Source organism: Thermus sp. (genome assembly GCF_037444525.1).
Classification (GTDB): Bacteria; Deinococcota; Deinococci; order Deinococcales; family Thermaceae; genus Thermus.
This window is the reverse complement of the sequence record NZ_JBBIMD010000017.1, coordinates 1-16763: the sequence shown is the minus strand read 5'-3', so window position 1 is coordinate 16763 and position 16763 is coordinate 1. Positions and strand designations below refer to the sequence as shown.

The following is a 16763-nucleotide window of genomic DNA, read 5'->3' as shown; positions in this document are numbered from 1 at the left end:
TCATCGTACCATGGGGCCATGCTGGGCCTAAAGGAGATCCAGGAGGCCGCCCACCGCATCGCCCCCCATATCCACCACACCCCCCTCCTCACCTCCAGAAGCCTGGATGCCCTTCTGGGGAAGGCCCTCCTCTTTAAAGGAGAACACCTCCAGAAGACGGGGAGCTTTAAGGCCAGGGGGGCCCTTTCCAAAGCCCTCACCTTGGAAAACCCCAAGGGGCTCCTCGCGGTCTCCAGCGGGAACCACGCCCAGGGGGTGGCCTACGCCGCCCGGGTCCTGGGGGTGCCCGCCCTCATCGTCATGCCGGAGGAGGCGAGCCCCTACAAGAAGGCGGCCACCCGGGCCCTGGGGGCGGAGGTGGTGGACCGGGGGGTTACGCCGGAGAACCGGGAAAGGGTGGCCCAGGCCCTTTTGGAGGAGACGGGCTACGCCTTCATCCACCCCTTTGACGACCCCTTGGTCATGGCCGGGCAGGGCACCGTGGGGCTCGAGCTTCTGGCCCAGGCGGAGGGCCTCGAGGCGGTCCTCGTCCCCGTGGGCGGGGGTGGGCTTTTGGCGGGGGTGGCCACGGCGGTGAAGGCCCTGGCCCCGGGAGTCCTGGTCTTTGGGGTGGAGCCCGAGGGGGCGGACGACGCCAAGAAGAGCCTAGAGCGGGGGGAGATCGTGCGGCTTAGGGAAGCCCCAAAGACGCGGGCGGACGGGGTCAGGACCCTAAGCCTTGGGGAAAAAACCTTTCCGGTGCTCAGGATGCGGGTGGACGGGATCCTCACGGTGAGCGAAGGGGCCATCCTCGAGGCTGAGCGCCTCCTCTTCACCCGGCTCAAGCAGGTGGTGGAGCCCACCGGCGCCCTCCCCCTGGCGGCGGTTCTGGAGCACGGGGAAAGCCTCCCCCAACGCCTGGCCCTTTTGCTTTCCGGGGGCAACCGGGACTTCTCTCCCTAGGCCCTAGGGGTATGCTTCCCCCGTGATCGTCAAGGAGCAGCTCTTACCCATAGAAGAGGTGGCGGCCAAGCTGGGGCTTGGGAAGGACCGGCTCTACTTCTACGGCCCCCACATGGCCAAGGTCCTGGGGGACCCCCCTAAGGCCAGGGGGCGGCTCATCCTGGTCACGGCCATCACCCCCACCCCCGCCGGGGAGGGCAAGACCACCACCGCCATCGGCTTGGCGGACGCCCTTTGGCGGCTAGGAAAGCGGGCGGCCCTGGCCCTGAGGGAACCTTCCCTGGGGCCCGTCTTCGGGGTCAAGAGCGGGGCCACGGGTGGGGGGAAAGCCCGGGTGGAGCCCCGGCACGAGATCAACCTCCACTTCACGGGGGACTTCCACGCGGTCACCAGCGCGGTAAACCTGCTGAACGCCCTCTTGGATAACCACCTCCACCAGGGGAACGAGCTCGGCCTGGACCCCCGGCGCATAGAGCTCAAGCGGGCCATAGACATGAACGACCGCGCCCTAAGGCGCATCGTCTTGGGCCTGGGAGGAAAGGCCCACGGGGTGCCCCGGGAGGGGGGGTTTGAACTCACCGTGGCCAGCGAGGTCATGGCCCTCATGAGCCTGGCCCAGGACTTTAAGGACCTCAAAGCCCGGTTGGGCCGGATCCGGGTGGGGTTCACCTGGAGCGGCAAGCCGGTCTACGCCCAGGACCTGGGGGCGGTGGGAGCCATGGCCGCCCTGCTCCACCAGGCCTTCTTCCCCAACCTGGTCCAAACCGCGGAGGGGAACCCGGCCTTGGTGCACATGGGCCCTTTCGGCAACATCGCCCACGGGACCAACTCCGTGCGGGCGAGCCGCATGGCCCTGGGCCTGGCGGAGTACGTGGTCCAGGAAGCGGGGTTCGCCACCGATCTTGGGATGGAGAAGTTCATGAACGTGGTGGCCCGCACCGCAGGGCTGGTCCCCGAGGCGGTGGTCCTGGTGGCCACGGTGCGGGCCCTCCGCTACCACGGGGGCCAGGACGCCTACGAGATGCCCGACCCCAAGGCGGTGGTCAGGGGCCTCGCCAACCTGGAAAAGCACGTGGAAAACGTGGAGCTCTTCGGCTACCGGCCGGTCATCGCCCTGAACCGCTTCCCCACCGACACCGAGGAGGAAATCGCCCTGGTGCGGGGCTTCGCCGAGGAGCAGGGCCTCCTCTTTGCCCCAAGCGAGGTCTACGCCAGGGGTGGGGAAGGGGGGTTGGAGCTGGCGGAGAAGGTCCTGGAGGCCATAGACCACCCCCACGCCTACCGGCCCCTCTACCCCCTGGACTGGCCCCTGGAGGCCAAGATTGAGGCCATCGCCAAGGCGGTCTACGGGGCGGAAGGGGTGGCCTACACGGAGGAGGCTCGCCGGGCCTTAAGGGCCGCCGAAAAGGAAGGATGCCAGGCCCTTCCCGTGGTGATGGCCAAGGTCGCCACCTCTCTTTCCGACAACCCCAAACTCCGGGGCCGGCCCCAGGGCTTCACCGTGACCGTGACCGACCTCCGCTGCCGCCTGGGGGCAGGGTTCGTGGTGGTCTACATGGGGGGGATTGAGACCCTGCCCGGCCTTCCCAAGACACCCCAGGCCCTAGGGATTGACGTGGACGAGGAGGGGAACATCCGGGGCATGGACTACTAAGACCAGACGTACCCCAAGGGCTTTTTGCGATTTTTCCCCGAGGCGGAAGAACCCCCCGTAGAATAGGGGGGATGTCCCCCGAGGTGCTGGAGCTTAAGCGCCTGCAGACCCTGGTCCAGGCCTGGCGTCTGCTTGTCCCCCTGAAGACCGCCCAGGAGGTCTACGAAACCGCGGTGGAAACCGCCAAGCGGGAAACCCGGGCCACCTCCGTCCTCCTCTTCCTCTACCGGCCGGAAGAGGATGCGCTGGAACTGGTGGCCGCCCGGGGCTTAAGCCAGGACAAGGTGGGCTTCCGCCTGCCCCGGGGCCAGGGGATCTCCTGGGAGGTCCTGGAGAAGGGGGAGCCCCTCTTCCTTCCCGACGTTAGCCAGGACCCCCGGGTGATCTTCCTATCGGGGAGGCGGGAAGGGGGGGCCTACCTGGGCGTGCCCCTTCGCACCCCGGAAGGGGTCATCGGGGTCCTCAGCCTGGACACCGCAGGGGGGCCGGGGGAGATCCTCCCCGAGGAAACCTTCTGGCTCCAGGCCCTGGCCGAGGCCGCGGGGGTGGTCCTTTCCCGGCTTGGGGTCTTGGAGGAGGCCAGGAGGGAGGCCCACCGGGCAGAGCGCCTCCTGAAGCTTGCCCTGAACCTGGAAAGCGCCAAGGACCCCCTCAGCATGGCCCAGGAGGCCCTGGAAACCCTTCTGGAGCTCACGCCCTACCATGGGGGGGCCCTGTACCTCTTCCAAGAGAGCACCGTCCGCACCGCGGTCTTCACGGGGAGCTACCCCCCAGGCTTCCCCCGGCTTTACGAGGAACACCCCATCCGCTTCGGCATGGGGCTTCTAGGCCATCCCCGCCTCTGGGAAGGGCCGGTCTACGTGGAGGACTATGCCCGCTTTCCCGGGGCCCTAAAGCCCTACGTGGAAGCTGGCCTTCGCTCTGCCCTCTTGGCCCCCCTAAAACCGGAAGGGCATCGGTACGGGGTCCTGGCCCTGGGCAGTTTTCAGACCCCCGTGCCCTACCGCAGGGAGGACGAAACCCTTTTAAACATTGTAGCCCACGCCCTGGAGGAAGCCCTGGAACGGCTCTTTCAGCTCAGGCGGCTTCAGGCCACCCAGGAGGCCGCCCTCAAGGCCCTGGCGCAGGTGCTGGAGTACCGGGACCTGGAAACCAAGGGGCACACCGAGCGGGTGGCGGAACTTTCCCTAAGGCTGGGAAAGGCCCTGGGGTTTCCCGACCTCGAGGGCCTCCGCCTGGGGGCCTACTTCCACGACCTGGGGAAGCTGGCCCTGCCCGACGAGATCCTCAAGAAGCCCGCCGCCCTTTCCACCGGAGAGTGGCGGGCGGTGAAAACCCACCCCGAGGTGGGGGCGGAGATCCTGAAAAACCTCCCCTTCCTGCCCAAGACCGCCCTCCACATGGTCCTCTACCACCACGAGCGCTGGGACGGCTCGGGCTACCCCAAGGGGCTTAAGGGGGAGGAGATCCCCCTGGAGGCCCGCATCCTCGCGGTGGTGGACGTGTGGGACGCCCTCCTTTCCCCACGGCCCTACAAGCGGGCCTGGGGCCTCGAGGAGGCCCGGAAGGAGCTTGCGGCCCAGTCGGGAAAAACCCTGGACCCCCAAGTGGTGGCGGCCTTTCTCCGGCTTTTGGAATCCCCTTAGGCCTCCCGGGTCCCAAACCCTGGGGGGAGGAAGTCGGGGTAGTCGGGGTTGCCCTTGCGGTCCTCGGCCTTGGGGATGAGGTCCGAGGGGTGGGGTTCCCCTTTTCGGCAGTAGGGGCAGTCGTGGCGCACCTTGTAGCGCACGGGGCGGGCGGGGATGCCCAGGGCGATGGCGTGGGGAGGGACGTCCCGGGTGACGATGGCCCCGGTGCCCACCATAGCGTCGTCCCCGATGCGCACCCCGGCCAGGATGGTGGCGTGGTAGGTGATGCGCACCCCGCTGCCGATGATGGTCTCCTTCAGGGTCACGTCGGGGGAGGCCAGGACGTGGTGGGTGTGGCTGTAGACGTTCACGTAGTCGGAAAGGGAGGTGCGGTCCCCGATCTTAATCCCGCCGATATCGTCCAGGAGCACATAGCGGTGGACCACCACCTCGTCCCCTAGCTCCAGGTTGTACCCCACGGAGAACTCCACGTTCTGGAAGAACTTGGGGTTCTTCCCCACCCGCTTGAAGATGAAGGGGGCCAGGGCGCGCCTGATGGCCACCCCCGAGTGCACGGACTGGCCGATGGGGGTGAGGTCCAGAACCTTCCAAAACCAAAGGAGGGGCTTGACCTTTTGGAACTTCTCCGGATCCGTGGCCGCGTAGTACTCCGCCTCAAAGGTGATGCCCTCGGGGTCTAAGCCCATGGCCAGGAGGGGGCTCACCTCCAAAAGCTCCCCGTAGGGCCGGCCGTAAAGGAGGCGGGCCAGCTCTTCCCGCACCAGGGCGTTCCGGTCCACGCTGGGGTCGGAAAGCCGCTCCACCAGGCTACCGATGAACCGGTCCAGGGCCTTTTCATGGAGGGGCAGGATGGCCTTCGGCAGGAGCCAGGGCATAGTAGGGATATCCTACTACCCTCCCAAGGCCCCAAGGAAACCCGGCTCACCCTATGGAGGAGCGGTACCCGAGCTCCCTCAGGGCCTCCGGATCCTTGCGCCACTCGGGGTAGACCTTGACCTCGAGGTCCAGGTAGATCTTCCGGTTCAGGAAGACCTCCAGCTGCTTCCTGGCCGCCTGGCCGATCTCCTTGAGCTTCCGCCCCCCCTCCCCGATGACGATGCCCTTCTGAGAGGGCCTTTCCACAAAGAGGAGGACCTTGAGGTAGAGGACGCCGTTTTCCCGCTCCGCCACCTCCTCGGTCTTGGTGGCGATGGCGTAGGGAAGCTCGTGCCAGAGGCGCTTCATGGCCTCTTCCCGCACGATCTCCGCCACCCACTCCCCAAAGTCCTGGTCGCTTTTGGCGAAGTCCTCGGGGTAGAAGAAGGGCCCTTCGGGCAGGAGGGCGAAAAGCTCCGCCTTAAGCTCCGCCACCTGGCGCGGGTCCAGGGCGGAAAGCATCCGGGGCTCGGCCTCGGGGAGGAGGGTGTGGTAGGCCCTAAGGGCCTCCTCGGGGTACTTGGCCTCGTCCAGCTTGTTCCCCACGAGGAGGATGGGTACCTTCCCCGCCAGGGGCTTAAGGGCCTTGGCCACCATCTCGTCCTCGGGGGTGGGGGGGTGGCGAAGGTCCACCACCCAAAGCACCGCGTTCACGTCGGAAAGGGCCTCGTAGACCTCCTGGTCCATGAACTCCCCCAGGGCGTCCATGGGCTTGTGCAGGCCCGGGGTGTCCACGAAGACGATCTGGCGCCTTCCCTCGGTGAGGATGCCCCGGAGGCGCTTGCGGGTGGTCTGGGGGCGGGGGCTGATGGGGGCCACCTTCACCCCCAGGAGGTTGTTGAGCAGGGTGGACTTGCCCACGTTGGGCTTGCCCACGATGGCCACGAATCCGGAGTAGGTCTTCTCTTCCATAGGTAATCCCGGCCCTAAGCCGGCCCCTTTCCCGTTTAGTATACCCCCATGGACCCTCTGGCCCTGGCCCTCCTCCCCGGGATCGGCCCCAAGAGGCTCCTGGAGCTCCTCGCCGAGAAAGACCCCCTTCTTGCCCTAAAGGAGCGCTTCCCCCAGGCCCTCCCCCACCTGGAAGGGGCCCTGGCCCGGGCCAAGGCTGAGCGCCTGCGGGCGGAGGCCCTAGGGGTGAGGATCCTGGGCCTATGGGAGGAGGCCTTCCCCGAAGGCCTGAAGACCCTCCCCCAGCCCCCCACCCACGTCTACCTCAAAGGGGCCCTCGAGGCGCCCGCGGTGGCCCTGGTGGGCACCCGCAGAGCCTCCCCCTGGGCCCTAGGCTTTGCCCGGAGGCTCGCCCGGGCCCTGGCGGAGGCCGGAGCTTATGTGGTCTCGGGGCTCGCCCGGGGGATCGACCGGGAGGCCCACCTGGGGGCCCTGGAGGTGGACGGCCGGACCCTTGGGGTCTTGGGAAGCGCCCTGGACCGGATCTATCCCCCGGAGCACCGCCCCCTGGCGGAAAAGATGGACCTCCTTTCGGAGTTCCCCTTCGGCACCGGGGCCAAGGCGGAGTTCTTCCCCCGTAGAAACCGCCTCATTGCGGGGCTGGCCCAGGCGGTGATCGTGGTGGAAGCCCCCCTGGACTCCGGGGCCCTCATCACCGCCAAGTACGCCTTGGAACTGGGGAAGGAGGTCCTGGCGGTGCCCGGCCGGCCCACGGACGAGAACTCCCTCGGGGCCAACCGTCTCATCCAGGACGGGGCCTACCCCGTCCTGGTCCCCGAGGACGCCCTTTCCTACCTGGGCCTGAAGGGGCGCCCTAAAGACCCTGGGCTTTCCCCGGAGGAAAGGGCCCTTTACGAGGCCCTCCTGAAGGGCGAAGCCCTCCCCGAGGCCCTGGCCGAGGCCCTGGGCCTTCCCCTGGGGGAGGTCCTGGGCCTCCTCGTCCGCCTCGAGCTCAAGGGCCTGGCCCGGCCCTTCCCTGGGGGGCGGTACGGGGCAGGCTAAGGACCCCACCGCACGCGTCCGCGGCGGGGCCCTCCGGGAAGGTTTAGTCCCCTGGCCTATTTGGCCTTCTCGTAGAGCTTCTTGGCGATCTCGTAAAGCTCGGCGGGGTGGAACTCGGGGGCAAACTCCGCGGCGTCGTGGCCAGCGTCAAACACAGGGCCGCCCTGGGGGGGGCCCGTCCACCACCACCACCTCGCTCCCATCCTCGGGGGAGGCGCCCCGCCAGATGAGGCCGAGGTCCTTGTAGTCCTCCGGGCTAAAGCGGTAGAGGTTGCGGTGGAAGCCCAGGTCCATGAACTTCTTGGCCTCAGGGAACTTGCTGTTCTCAATGCGGGGGATGGGCAGGAGCTTGGTCATCTCCACCCTTGTGAGGCTCTCCAGGGCCTTGCCGTAGGCGGCAGCGTGCACCCCGCCCCGCACCAACAGGTAGCCGATCATCTCCCGGGCCACGGGGTTGTCCGTCATCTCGTAGACCCGGAGCTTGTGGGTGCGGGCGGCCACCTCTAGGAAGAAGTTGTGGAGGAGGTCCAGGATGAGGTTGCCGCTGGTGAAGACATACTCCCCGTGCCAGTGCTCCCCCATGGCCCCCATGACCAGGCTGTTGGCCCCGCCGGCGATGAAGTGGGCCGCGTTTCGGACGTCCTTGGCGAAGCCTAGGGGCGCGGCCACGGGGTCCACCCCTTCCTCCTGGTCCTTCCTGGGGTTCTTGGCCAGAAGGGCGTTGACGGTGGCGGCCACGAGCTCAATGTGCCCAAGCTCCTCCGTGGCGATGTTGGCGATGAGGTCGTAGTAGGGCTTGAGGGCCTTCTTCCCCCGGAAGTTGAAGGACTGGTACATGTAGTTCATCAGGGTGGACATCTCCCCAAACCGCCCGCCCAAGAGGGCCTGCACCGCGGCGGCGGCGTTGGGGTCCTGCTCCTTGGGCATAGGGAGTTCAATCTGCAACCGGTCTATCCTCAGGAACATCCTCTCACTTCCTGGCCCGGAGGATCTCCGGACCGTCCCTAGGGTAGGTCGGGCCTAGATCATAAGTCCAATAGATTTTTGATACTCACATCATAAAATAGACTTATGACCTTGGACCAGCTGCGCTACCTGGTGGCCCTGGACGAGGAACGCCACTTCACCCGAGCCGCGGAGCGGGTGTTTTTGACCCAACCGGCCCTAAGCATCCAGATCCGGCGCCTCGAGGAGGAGCTCGGGGTGGTCCTCTTTGACCGGAGCAAAAGGCCCCTGGAGCCCACGGAGATGGGCCGCAAGGTGGTGGCCCAGGCCCGCCGGGTCCTGGAGGAGGTGGAAAGGCTCAAGGCCCTGGCCCGGGGGGAGGAGGAGCTGTTCCAGGGGCCTTTCCGGCTGGGCGTCATCCCCACCCTAGGACCCTACCTCCTCCCCCGCCTCCTCCCCCGGCTAAGGGCCCGCTTCCCTGGCCTGGAGCTTTCCGTGCGGGAAGAGCTCACGCCGGGCATCCTCGAGGGCCTCCTGGAAGGGCGGTTGGACGCGGGGCTCATCGGCACGGAGGAACAGGCCCCAGGGCTGGAAACCCACCCCCTCTTCCAGGAAGCCTTTTTGGCCTACCTCTCCCCCCACCACCCCCTCTACGCCCAAGAGGCCCTCCATCCCCTGGAGATCCCCCTGGAGGACACCTGGATCCTGGCGGAGGGGCACTGCTTCCGGGAGCAGGTCCTCGCCGCCTGCCGTCCGAGCCTGGGGAACCGGAAGGTGGAGTTCCAAAGCGGGGACCTGGAGACCCTGGTCCGCTTGGTGGAGGAGGTGGGGGGGCTTACCCTCCTACCGGAGGTGGCCCTTTGGACCCTACCTCGGGAGAAACGGCGGCACCTAAGGCCCCTAGCCCCTCCGGGGGCCGGGCGTACGATCCACCTGGTGGTGCGCTCCGGGGCCCTGAAAAGACCCTTGGCCCTGGCCCTAGGGGAGGAGGCGGGGGCCCTGGCGGAGGCCTTACGCCTCGAGGCCAGGGGGTAAAAAAGCGCTATGATGAGGGCCGGAGGTTCGCCATGGTCAAGCCGGAAGCCAAGGGCGGGGACGTGCAGATCAAAGCCGGGCTCATCTGGATGAACGGCCGCCTGGTGCCCCAGGAGGAGGCCAAGGTGAGCGTCCTCTCCCACGCCCTCCACTACGGGACCAGCGTCTTTGAGGGGATCCGCGCCTACGAGACCCCCAAGGGGCCGGCCGTCTTCCGCCTGAAGGAGCACATCAGGCGCTTTTTCCACTCCGCCAAGGTGCTCCGCATGGAGATCCCCTACACCCCCGAGGAGCTGGAGGAGGCCATCAAGGAGGTGGTGCGGCAAAACGGCTACAAGAGCTGCTATATCCGCCCCCTGGCCTGGATGGGGGCCAAGGCCCTGGGGGTGAATCCCCTTCCCAACAACCCCGCGGAGGTCATGGTGGCCGCCTGGGAGTGGGGGACCTACCTGGGGGAGGAGGCGGTGCGCAAGGGGGCCAAGCTCATCACCAGCTCCTGGGCCCGCTTCCCCGCCAACGTCCTCCCCGGCAAGGCCAAGATCGGGGGCAACTACGTGAACTCCGCCCTGGCCAAGATGGAGGCTGTGGCCGCGGGGGCGGATGAGGCCCTGTTGCTGGACGAAGAGGGCTATGTGGCAGAAGGAAGCGGGGAGAACCTCTTCTTCGTGCGGGACGGGGTGGTCTACGCCCTGGAGCACTCCGTGAACCTGGAGGGCATCACCCGGGACTCCGTGATCCGCATCGCCCGGGACCTGGGCTACGAGGTCCAGGTGGTGCGGGCCACCCGGGACCAGCTCTACATGGCGGACGAAGTCTTCATGACCGGCACCGCCGCGGAGGTCACCCCCGTGTCCATGATTGACTGGCGGCCCATCGGCTCGGGCACCGCCGGGCCCGTTGCCCTGAAGCTCCGGGAGGTGTACCTCGAGGCCGCCCGGGGCCTGAGGCCGGAGTACGAAGGGTGGCTCACCTACGTGAATGGGCAGTAAGCGCCTATGGAAAAGCATCGCCAGCTACCAAGCGCGCATCCGGGAACACCAGGCCAAGATAGAGGCCGAACTGCTGAAACCTTCACCCCGATGGGAGCTCATTCGCTACTGGGAAAAGGAGATTGAGGCGTACCAGATCCGGGTGCGGCGGCTTTTGCGGAGAATGGGAAAGGAGGACTAGCCATGGGCCAATCTGCCCGGAAGTCCATAAGAAAGGAGCACCTCAAGGAGGTGCTAAAGGTCCTCCTTGCGGAGCTGGACGAGGCCGCGGAGGCCTTCCGTACCCTTTGGCGTAAGGCGGAGGCCAACCCAGAGGACGAGGAGCTTTGGGGGGAACTCCAGGTGCTGGTTTCCGTCCTCGCTGTCAAGGCCAAGGGGCTAGAAGAGCTTTTGGAGGAGGAGGCCCTCCTCACTTCCTAAGCCAGTCCTCCAGGACCTTCCTGTAAAGCTCCGGGGAAAGGCGGGGCTTGCCATAGAGCCCCGCCTTGAGCCTTTGCCTTTGGGCCTCAAAGAGGATCACCGCCGCGGCCACGGAGACGTTTAGGCTCTGCACCATGCCCAGCATGGGGATGTAAAGGTGCCCGTCCGCCAGGGCCAAGGCCTCCTCCGAAACCCCCCACTTCTCCGCCCCAAAGACCACGGCCACGGGCTGGGTGTAGTCCACCTCCCGGTAGTCCAGGGCCCCCTCCTTAAGGGCGGTGGCGTAGACCCTAAAGCCCTGGGCCTTCAGGTGGGCGAAGGCCGAGGGGGTGTCGGGGTGGACCCGGAGGTAGACCCACTTGTGGCTCCCCCCGCTGGTCTCGTTGTAGGTGGGCACGCCCCCCGTGGGGTTCACCGCGTGGGCCTCGAGGACGCCCACCGCGTCGCAGGTGCGCAGGATGGCCGAGAGGTTGTGGGGCTTGTGGACGTTTTCCAAAAGCACCGTGAGGTCGGGCTGCCTGCGCCCGAGGACCTCCTCTATGCGCCGCCTACGGGCCTCGGTCACGGTTCCTCAGTTTAGCGATGAGGGGCTTCAAGAGGTCCCGCTTGAGCTTGAGGGCCTGCCGGTTCACCACGAGCCGGGCGGTGGAGTGGGCCAGAACCTCCACTTCTATAAGGCCCGCCGCCCTCAGGGTGGCCCCGGTCTGGACCACATCCACCACCGCATCCGCCAGGCCCGTGACCGCGGCAAGCTCAATGTTGCCGGAAAGCTCCACGATGTCCGCGGCCCAACCCCGTTCCTTGAGCCACCGGGCGGTGAAGGCGGGGTACTTGGTGGCAATGCGGCGGATGGGACCTGTGTCCCCCGGGCGGCGGATGAGGGAGAGCCGGCAGGCCCCAAAACCCAGGTCCACGGGCTCATAGAGGTCCCGTCCAGACTCCAGGAGGATGTCCTTCCCCACCACCCCCACCTCAGCGATGCCCAGGTCCACGTAGACCGGCACATCCTTGTTCCTGAGCTCCAAAAGCCCCACCCCACCCTCCTCCCCGTGGAGGAGGGCCCGGGCCTCCCCTAGGGGGGGAAGGGGAAGGCCCGCCCCCTTCAAGGCCTCGTAGGCCTCCTGGAAGATCCGCCCCTTGGGCAGGGCCACGGTGAGGAGAAAGCGCCTCATTCCACCCTCCAGATCCTCTCCCCTTCTGCCAGATAGGGGATGCCCCGGGCCCGGGCGTAGGCCAGGGGGTCTTCCCCGTGGAAGAGCTCCACCCGCTTCTCCCGGGCGAAAAGGCGGAGGGCCTTCAGGTCCAGGGCCAAGACCTCCGGGGGGGCCTCCTTTGGGCTTGGGCGGAGGGCCTCCAAAAGCCTTTCTACCCCCAAAGCGAAGCCCGCGGCCATGGGAAGGAGGGCCCCGTCGTACCGCCCACCCCCAAGGAGGGGCAGGCCGAAGCCCGGGGCGTAGGCCCGGAAGAAGATGCCCGAGTAGTACTCAAACCGCCGGGCCATCCCGAGGTCTAGAAGGACGGGGCGATCCAAAAGCTCCAGGGTCTTTTCCAGCCCCTCCAGGGCGGCTTGGGCCCTGGGGGGAAGGGGGAGGCGCCTCGCCTCCTCCAGCACCTCCCGCCCCCCGTAGAGGTCGGGAAGGGCGAGGAGGGCCTCCCGGACCGCAAGGGGCACGGGATGGGCGGAGAGGAGCTCGGCAAGCTCGGGGAGGTTCTTGCGGTGGACGGCCCGCTGCAGGGCTTCCCTAGCCCTTTGAGGCAGGCCGGAGGCCCGGAGCACCTCCCCCACCAGGGCGGGGAGGCCCACCTCGAGGACGGCCTCCACCCCCAAGGCCTCCAGGGCCTCCAGGGCCAGGTGCAGGACCTCCGCGTCCGCGAGGGGCCCCGTGGCCCCGATGAGCTCGAGGCCCACCTGGGTGTACTCCCTATAGCGCCCAAGCTCCGCGTCCGCCTCCCTAAGCCAAAGGGTCCCCGCGTACTGGTAGCGCACCACCCCGGGCCGGGGGTGGACCTTAAGGAGCCGGGCCAAGGCGGTGGTGAACTCGCTCCTTAAGGCCAAAACCTCCCCGGTCTTGTCCACCAGCTTAAAGGCCCGCTCCGCCAGGGGGTGGGCAGGGTCGTAAAGCTCCAAGGCGGGAAGCTCCACCCGCTCGTACCCATAGCGGGCGAAGAGGGCCTGGAGGCGGTCCATGACCTCGGCCCGATAGCGGGCCTCAGGGGGCAGGAGGAAGCGGGTGCCCTCGGGGATCATTCCTTGACCAGGATCTCCACGGAAAGGATCCGGTCCCGCCCTCCCCCAGCCCCAGGGCCTTCCGTGGGGGCGAGGCGCCTAACCACCTCCATGCCCTCCACCACCCGGCCGAAGACCGTGTAGGCCCCCGTGAGGTGGGGGGCGGGGCCTAGGGTGATGAAGAACTGGCTCCCGTTGGAGTTGGGGTCCTGGGTGCGGGCCATGCCCACCACCCCCTCCCGGTCAAAGCCCAACCCCGGAACGATCTCCAGCCCGAAGGTGTAGCCGGGCCCGCCCCGGCCGGTGCCCGTGGGGTCCCCGGTCTGGGCCACGAAGCCCGGGATGACCCGGTGCCAGTCCACCCCCTCAAAGTAGCGGTGGAGGGCCAGGAAGACAAAGGAGTTCACCGTGTTGGGGGCCTCCTTCTCCAGGAGGTCTATGAGGACCTCCCCCTTGGTGGTCTTTAGGCGGGCGAAGTAGTCCTTCCCCGGCTCCAAAACGGGCTCGGGGGCCTTGAAACTCCTAATGGGCCTTTCCGAAAGGTAAGGCAGGGGCCGCATGGCCTCACCTTTGCACGCGGAAAGGAAAAAGGCAAGGAGGAAGAGGAGGTAGGGCATGGCTACACCCGAGGCAGGGTGATCCCCCGCTGGCCCTGGTATTTCCCCTTCCGGTCCCGGTAGGTGACCTCGGGCCTTGGGCCTTCCAGGAAGAGGAGCTGGACGATGCCCTCCCCCGCGTACACCTTGGCGGGGAGGGGGGTGGTGTTGGAGATCTCCAGGGTCACGTGCCCCTCCCAGCCGGGCTCTAGGGGGGTCACGTTGGCCACGATGCCGCACCGGGCGTAGGTGCTCTTGCCGAGGGCGATGGCGATGACGTTTTCCGGCATGCGGATGTACTCCACGCTCCTTGTGAGGGCGAAGGAGTTCGGGGGGATGATGACCTCGTCCCCCTCGTACTCCACAAAGCTCCGCTCGTCAAAGGCCTTGGGGTCCACCACCGTGGAGAAGACGTTGGTGAAGATGCGCCACTCCCGGCTCGCCCTTAGGTCGTAGCCGAAGCTGGATAGCCCATAGCTGATGACCCCTTCCCGCACGAGCCTTTCCTCAAAGGGCTCAATCATGCCTTTCCTCGCCATCTCCCGGATCCACCAGTCCGGCTTCACCATGCCCTCAACTATACCGGCTACACTGACCTCATATGCGCAAGCTCTGGCCTCTTCTCCTCCTCGCCGCCTGCGGCACCCAGGACCTTGGAGGAACGGAGGCGCTAAGGATTACCGCCTCCACCCTCCCCCCGGCCTATCTAGGGGAGGCCTACAGCTTCGCCTTCAGCGCGGAAGGGGGGGTTCGGCCCTATGCCTTTAGCCTCGAGGGCAAGCTCCCCGAGGGCCTCGCCTTCCAGGGAGGAAGGCTTTCCGGCACCCCCAAGGAGAAGGGGCAGTTCCCCCTGATCCTCACCGTGGAAGACGCGGCCAAAAACAGCCACGCCCAGAAACTCACCCTCACCGTGGGGGACCCCCCGCCCCCCAGGCTCGCCCTGGTCTTCCCCCCCGCCCAGGTGGAGGGGCCCTTCCTCCTCCTGGCCCGCCTCGAGGCCCGGGAGGCTTTGGGCTTCCAGCTGGAGCTTCCCCTCCCCGACCTTACCCCAAGCCTAGAGACCCTGAAGACCCTAAGCCCCGCCTACCTCCTGGACTACGACGGGGAAAAGCGCCTCCTCCGGCTGGACATGGCCTTCCCCAAGCCTCTTAAGGACCAGGAGGTCTTCCGCCTCCTCCTAAGCGCCGAAAAGCCCCTCACCCCCAGGCTCACCCCCAAGGTGGTCTTCTACGACAAGGAGGGGAAGCCCATGGGCCAGCCCCTCCCCCGCAAAGGGCGGTTTGAGGACCTCCTGAAGCTGGCCCAGAACTGGGGGAAGAAGGGGGAAAACCTCCCCGGGGACCTGGACGGGGACAAAGAGGTGGGTCCCAAGGACCTGGAGAGGCTCAAGGAGGGGTATTTCCCGCCCCAAGCCCCGGCGACCAAGGAGGGAACGGGAACCCCCTAAAGGGCCCTGCGGATGGCCTCCGCGTCCTCCTTCCGGTACCCATAGAGGGTGACCTCCAGGGTGTCCGGAGCCCTTTTGATCTCCTCCACCATGACCCGGGCCACGGCCTCCACGGGAAGCCCCCCCACCCCGGTGCCGAGGAGGGGAAAGGCCACGGTCTTTAGGCCGAGCTCCACCGCCTTCTCCAGGGCGCTCCTCGTGGCCCGGCGCACGGTGTCCAAGCTGGCGGGCTCATCCCCCAAGACGGCGGCGTGGATCACGTAGCGCACCCCCAGGTTCCCCGCCCCCGTGACCGCGGCCTCCCCCACGCGGATGGGGCCTATCCGGTCGCACTCCTCCTGAATGGAGGCCCCTCCCTTCCGGAGGATGGCCCCCGCCACCCCAGCGCCCAGCTTGAGCCAGTTGTTGGCCGCGTTCACGAGGGCATCCCCCTCAAACGCGGTGATATCTCCTTCCGCCACCCGGATGCGGGCCATACCCCTATTTTCCCGTACAATGGGCCTGATGTCACGGGATCTCTTGGGCCTCGAGGGGCGGATCGTCATGGTCACCGGCGCAGGCCGGGGCTTCGGCCGGGCCATCGCCCACGGCTACGGCCGTAACGGGGCCACGGTCATCGCCGTGGACCCCGACGTGGAGCTGGCCACCGCCGTGGCCTCGGAGGTGGAGGCCCTGGGGGCCACGGCCATCCCCATCCGGGGGGACATGAGCGTGGTCTTGGACGTGACCAGCACCTTTGAGAAGGTGGAAGAGCTCTTTGGCCTTCTGGATGGGATCGTCCATGTGACCACCGCGGAGAGCAAAACCCCCTTTGTGGAGCTTTTGGAAAGCGAGTGGTACGACCTCATGAGCCAGGACGTGAAGTCCAGCCTCTACGTCCTCCAGCAGGGCCTAAGGCACCTGGCGGGCGGGGGGTTCGTGACCATCGTCCTCCCTCCAGAGGCCCGCCTGGAGCCCCACACCCTCTCGGTGCGCAAGGCGGTGGAAGGGCTCATTGAGGGGGCCACCCGCACCTTCCCCGGGGTGCGGGTGAACGGGGTGGTCCCCTCCCGGGACCCGGTCTCCGAAGAGCACGACCAGCCCCTGGTGCGGGCGGCCTTGGGCCTTGGGTCCATGGTCTCCGAGGGCATCCGGGGGGCCCTCCTCTCCGTCCAGCTCCCCGAGCCCCCCATGCCCCTCGAGCTTTACGAGCTCTACCGGGAGGTGCCGTGAAGTGCCCCTACTGCGGCCATCCCGACACCCGGGTGGTGGACTCCAGGCCCTCCGACGAAGGGGCGGCCATCCGCAGGAGGCGGGAGTGCCCCGCCTGCGAGCGCCGCTTCACCACCTACGAGAGGACCCAGCTGGAGCCCCTCATGGTGGTGAAGCGGGATGGGAGAAGGGAACCCTTCAACCCGGACAAGCTCTTAAGGGGGCTCCTCCTCGCCTGCGAGAAGAGGCCCGTGGACCTCGAGGCCCTGAAGCGCTTCGCCTACACCTTTGAGGACCAGGTCCCGGGCCCCGAGATCTCCTCGGAGGAGATCGGCCTCAAGGCCATGGCCTTCCTCAGGGAGCTGGACCAGGTGGCCTACATCCGCTTCGCCTCCGTCTACCGGGAGTTTGACTCGGTGGAGCGCTTCATTGAGGAGATCCGCCGCCTAGGTGTGTAGTTGGCCAGCACATTTGAGACTCTGTGGGGACCCCCTCCTCCTTGAGCTTAGCCAGGAACTCCAAGGGCGCAAGACCCCCCAAAGCCCGGTGCAGCCTCCGCCCGTTGTAGTAGTCCAAATACGCATCCAACTCCCGCTGAAGCCCCTCAATCCCAGAAGGCAGAGGACGCGTGTAAAACTCGTCCCGAAACGCCCGCTGCATGCGCTCCACATGCCCATTCAACTTGGGACTCCGCGGAGGAAGCTCAAACAACCGGATGCCCAAACCCCTACAGGCCTCCTCAAACTCCGCCATAAACTCGCTACCCCCATCCACCTGCACCGCCCGGATGGGAAACGGAC

General features: G+C 67.1%; 19 protein-coding genes and 2 pseudogenes. 11 read left to right on the top strand and 10 right to left on the bottom strand.

Translation table 11 applies throughout. The features are described 5' to 3' along the window. Window positions 1–18 precede the first annotated feature (18 nt). From WKI94_RS04215 to WKI94_RS04205, 3 genes are all read left to right on the top strand, one after another. On the top strand, window positions 19–942 hold the full coding sequence (locus WKI94_RS04215; protein WP_337844527.1) for a threonine/serine dehydratase: 924 nt from the start codon (window positions 19–21) through the stop codon (window positions 940–942). 22 nt (window positions 943–964) lie between these two features. Further along, window positions 965–2596, top strand: a complete 1632-nt coding sequence (locus WKI94_RS04210; RefSeq protein WP_337844526.1) for a formate--tetrahydrofolate ligase — start codon at window positions 965–967, stop codon at window positions 2594–2596. 71 nt (window positions 2597–2667) lie between these two features. Beyond that, window positions 2668–4242: an HD domain-containing phosphohydrolase gene (locus WKI94_RS04205; RefSeq protein ID WP_337844525.1), complete on the top strand. Its 1575-nt coding sequence runs from the start codon at window positions 2668–2670 to the stop codon at window positions 4240–4242. Here the strand turns inward: WKI94_RS04205 and WKI94_RS04200 are convergent. Together WKI94_RS04200 and era are read right to left on the bottom strand one after the other, a co-directional pair. Next, window positions 4239–5120 (bottom strand): acyltransferase, encoded by an 882-nt coding sequence (locus tag WKI94_RS04200; RefSeq protein WP_337844524.1) that lies wholly within the window; start codon window positions 5118–5120, stop codon window positions 4239–4241. The genes WKI94_RS04205 and WKI94_RS04200 overlap by 4 nt on opposite strands. A gap of 46 nt (window positions 5121–5166) precedes the next feature. Continuing rightward, window positions 5167–6072, bottom strand: coding sequence for a GTPase Era (era, locus tag WKI94_RS04195; protein WP_337844523.1), 906 nt, complete (start codon window positions 6070–6072; stop codon window positions 5167–5169). 48 nt (window positions 6073–6120) lie between these two features. Here era and dprA point away from each other — a divergent pair, with 48 nt between their 5' ends. Continuing rightward, window positions 6121–7113, top strand: a complete 993-nt coding sequence (dprA, locus tag WKI94_RS04190; protein ID WP_337844522.1) for a DNA-processing protein DprA — start codon at window positions 6121–6123, stop codon at window positions 7111–7113. Window positions 7114–7169: 56 nt separating this feature from the next. Here the strand turns inward: dprA and WKI94_RS04185 are convergent. After that, window positions 7170–8079 (bottom strand): annotated as a pseudogene (locus WKI94_RS04185) (manganese catalase family protein). 105 nt (window positions 8080–8184) lie between these two features. On the opposite strand from WKI94_RS04185, the gene WKI94_RS04180 reads away from it, so the two are divergent. From WKI94_RS04180 to WKI94_RS04165, 4 genes are read left to right on the top strand one after another with little or no spacing between them, the layout of a single operon-like run. Continuing rightward, window positions 8185–9093: a hydrogen peroxide-inducible genes activator gene (locus tag WKI94_RS04180; RefSeq protein WP_337844521.1), complete on the top strand. Its 909-nt coding sequence runs from the start codon at window positions 8185–8187 to the stop codon at window positions 9091–9093. A 32-nt stretch (window positions 9094–9125) separates the two neighbouring features. Continuing rightward, window positions 9126–10082: a branched-chain amino acid transaminase gene (locus tag WKI94_RS04175; protein WP_337844520.1), complete on the top strand. Its 957-nt coding sequence runs from the start codon at window positions 9126–9128 to the stop codon at window positions 10080–10082. Further along, window positions 10072–10263: a hypothetical protein gene (locus WKI94_RS04170; RefSeq protein WP_337844519.1), complete on the top strand. Its 192-nt coding sequence runs from the start codon at window positions 10072–10074 to the stop codon at window positions 10261–10263. The genes WKI94_RS04175 and WKI94_RS04170 overlap by 11 nt, the downstream gene beginning before the upstream one ends. Before the next feature lie 2 nt (window positions 10264–10265). Further along, window positions 10266–10502, top strand: coding sequence for a hypothetical protein (locus WKI94_RS04165; RefSeq protein WP_337844518.1), 237 nt, complete (start codon window positions 10266–10268; stop codon window positions 10500–10502). On the opposite strand, the gene trmH is transcribed toward WKI94_RS04165, so the two are convergent. From trmH to dcd, 5 genes are read right to left on the bottom strand one after another with little or no spacing between them, the layout of a single operon-like run. Then, complete coding sequence (gene trmH / locus WKI94_RS04160) at window positions 10492–11067, bottom strand: tRNA (guanosine(18)-2'-O)-methyltransferase TrmH (RefSeq protein ID WP_337844517.1); 576 nt, start codon at window positions 11065–11067, stop codon at window positions 10492–10494. The genes WKI94_RS04165 and trmH overlap by 11 nt on opposite strands. Further along, entirely contained in the window at window positions 11051–11674 is a 624-nt protein-coding gene (gene hisG, locus WKI94_RS04155; RefSeq protein ID WP_337844516.1) for an ATP phosphoribosyltransferase, read from the bottom strand. The genes trmH and hisG overlap by 17 nt, the downstream gene beginning before the upstream one ends. Beyond that, window positions 11671–12750: an ATP phosphoribosyltransferase regulatory subunit gene (locus WKI94_RS04150; RefSeq protein WP_337844515.1), complete on the bottom strand. Its 1080-nt coding sequence runs from the start codon at window positions 12748–12750 to the stop codon at window positions 11671–11673. Before WKI94_RS04150 ends, hisG begins: the two co-directional genes overlap by 4 nt. Next, the gene (locus WKI94_RS04145) at window positions 12747–13346 is read right to left on the bottom strand and encodes a peptidylprolyl isomerase (RefSeq protein ID WP_337844514.1); all 600 of its coding nucleotides are present in this window, start codon (window positions 13344–13346) and stop codon (window positions 12747–12749) included. Before WKI94_RS04145 ends, WKI94_RS04150 begins: the two co-directional genes overlap by 4 nt. 2 nt (window positions 13347–13348) lie before the next feature. Then, a complete protein-coding gene (dcd, locus tag WKI94_RS04140; protein WP_337844513.1) occupies window positions 13349–13894 on the bottom strand; it encodes a dCTP deaminase in 546 nt (181 codons plus the stop codon). Between the two features lie 32 nt (window positions 13895–13926). Here dcd and WKI94_RS04135 point away from each other — a divergent pair, with 32 nt between their 5' ends. Next, window positions 13927–14772, top strand: coding sequence for a putative Ig domain-containing protein (locus WKI94_RS04135; RefSeq protein WP_337844512.1), 846 nt, complete (start codon window positions 13927–13929; stop codon window positions 14770–14772). On the opposite strand, the gene WKI94_RS04130 is transcribed toward WKI94_RS04135, so the two are convergent. Further along, complete coding sequence (locus WKI94_RS04130; RefSeq protein ID WP_337844511.1) at window positions 14769–15248, bottom strand: macro domain-containing protein; 480 nt, start codon at window positions 15246–15248, stop codon at window positions 14769–14771. The genes WKI94_RS04135 and WKI94_RS04130 overlap by 4 nt on opposite strands. A 28-nt stretch (window positions 15249–15276) precedes the next feature. Between WKI94_RS04130 and WKI94_RS04125 the strand changes: the two genes are divergently transcribed. Beyond that, window positions 15277–15984, top strand: a complete 708-nt coding sequence (locus WKI94_RS04125; protein ID WP_337844510.1) for an SDR family NAD(P)-dependent oxidoreductase — start codon at window positions 15277–15279, stop codon at window positions 15982–15984. Further along, window positions 15981–16421 carry a transcriptional regulator NrdR gene (nrdR, locus tag WKI94_RS04120; RefSeq protein WP_337844509.1) on the top strand — a complete coding sequence of 147 codons (441 nt, stop codon included), beginning with the start codon at window positions 15981–15983 and terminating at the stop codon, window positions 16419–16421. Before WKI94_RS04125 ends, nrdR begins: the two co-directional genes overlap by 4 nt. On the opposite strand, the pseudogene WKI94_RS04115 reads toward nrdR, so the two are convergent. Beyond that, a pseudogene (locus WKI94_RS04115) lies at window positions 16361–16763 on the bottom strand (integrase core domain-containing protein); the annotation flags it as partial. The gene nrdR and the pseudogene WKI94_RS04115 overlap by 61 nt on opposite strands.

Coding starts and splice junctions, on each gene's coding strand:
- WKI94_RS04215 (WP_337844527.1), top strand. CDS start 19: ATGCTGGGCCTAAAGGAGATCCAGGAGGCCGCCCACCGCATCGCCCCC.
- WKI94_RS04205 (WP_337844525.1), top strand. CDS start 2,668: ATGTCCCCCGAGGTGCTGGAGCTTAAGCGCCTGCAGACCCTGGTCCAG.
- WKI94_RS04200 (WP_337844524.1), bottom strand. CDS start 5,120: ATGCCCTGGCTCCTGCCGAAGGCCATCCTGCCCCTCCATGAAAAGGCC.
- era (WP_337844523.1), bottom strand. CDS start 6,072: ATGGAAGAGAAGACCTACTCCGGATTCGTGGCCATCGTGGGCAAGCCC.
- dprA (WP_337844522.1), top strand. CDS start 6,121: ATGGACCCTCTGGCCCTGGCCCTCCTCCCCGGGATCGGCCCCAAGAGG.
- WKI94_RS04180 (WP_337844521.1), top strand. CDS start 8,185: ATGACCTTGGACCAGCTGCGCTACCTGGTGGCCCTGGACGAGGAACGC.
- WKI94_RS04175 (WP_337844520.1), top strand. CDS start 9,126: ATGGTCAAGCCGGAAGCCAAGGGCGGGGACGTGCAGATCAAAGCCGGG.
- WKI94_RS04170 (WP_337844519.1), top strand. CDS start 10,072: ATGGGCAGTAAGCGCCTATGGAAAAGCATCGCCAGCTACCAAGCGCGC.
- WKI94_RS04165 (WP_337844518.1), top strand. CDS start 10,266: ATGGGCCAATCTGCCCGGAAGTCCATAAGAAAGGAGCACCTCAAGGAG.
- hisG (WP_337844516.1), bottom strand. CDS start 11,674: ATGAGGCGCTTTCTCCTCACCGTGGCCCTGCCCAAGGGGCGGATCTTC.
- WKI94_RS04150 (WP_337844515.1), bottom strand. CDS start 12,750: ATGATCCCCGAGGGCACCCGCTTCCTCCTGCCCCCTGAGGCCCGCTAT.
- WKI94_RS04145 (WP_337844514.1), bottom strand. CDS start 13,346: ATGCCCTACCTCCTCTTCCTCCTTGCCTTTTTCCTTTCCGCGTGCAAA.
- dcd (WP_337844513.1), bottom strand. CDS start 13,894: ATGGTGAAGCCGGACTGGTGGATCCGGGAGATGGCGAGGAAAGGCATG.
- WKI94_RS04135 (WP_337844512.1), top strand. CDS start 13,927: ATGCGCAAGCTCTGGCCTCTTCTCCTCCTCGCCGCCTGCGGCACCCAG.
- WKI94_RS04130 (WP_337844511.1), bottom strand. CDS start 15,248: ATGGCCCGCATCCGGGTGGCGGAAGGAGATATCACCGCGTTTGAGGGG.
- WKI94_RS04125 (WP_337844510.1), top strand. CDS start 15,277: ATGTCACGGGATCTCTTGGGCCTCGAGGGGCGGATCGTCATGGTCACC.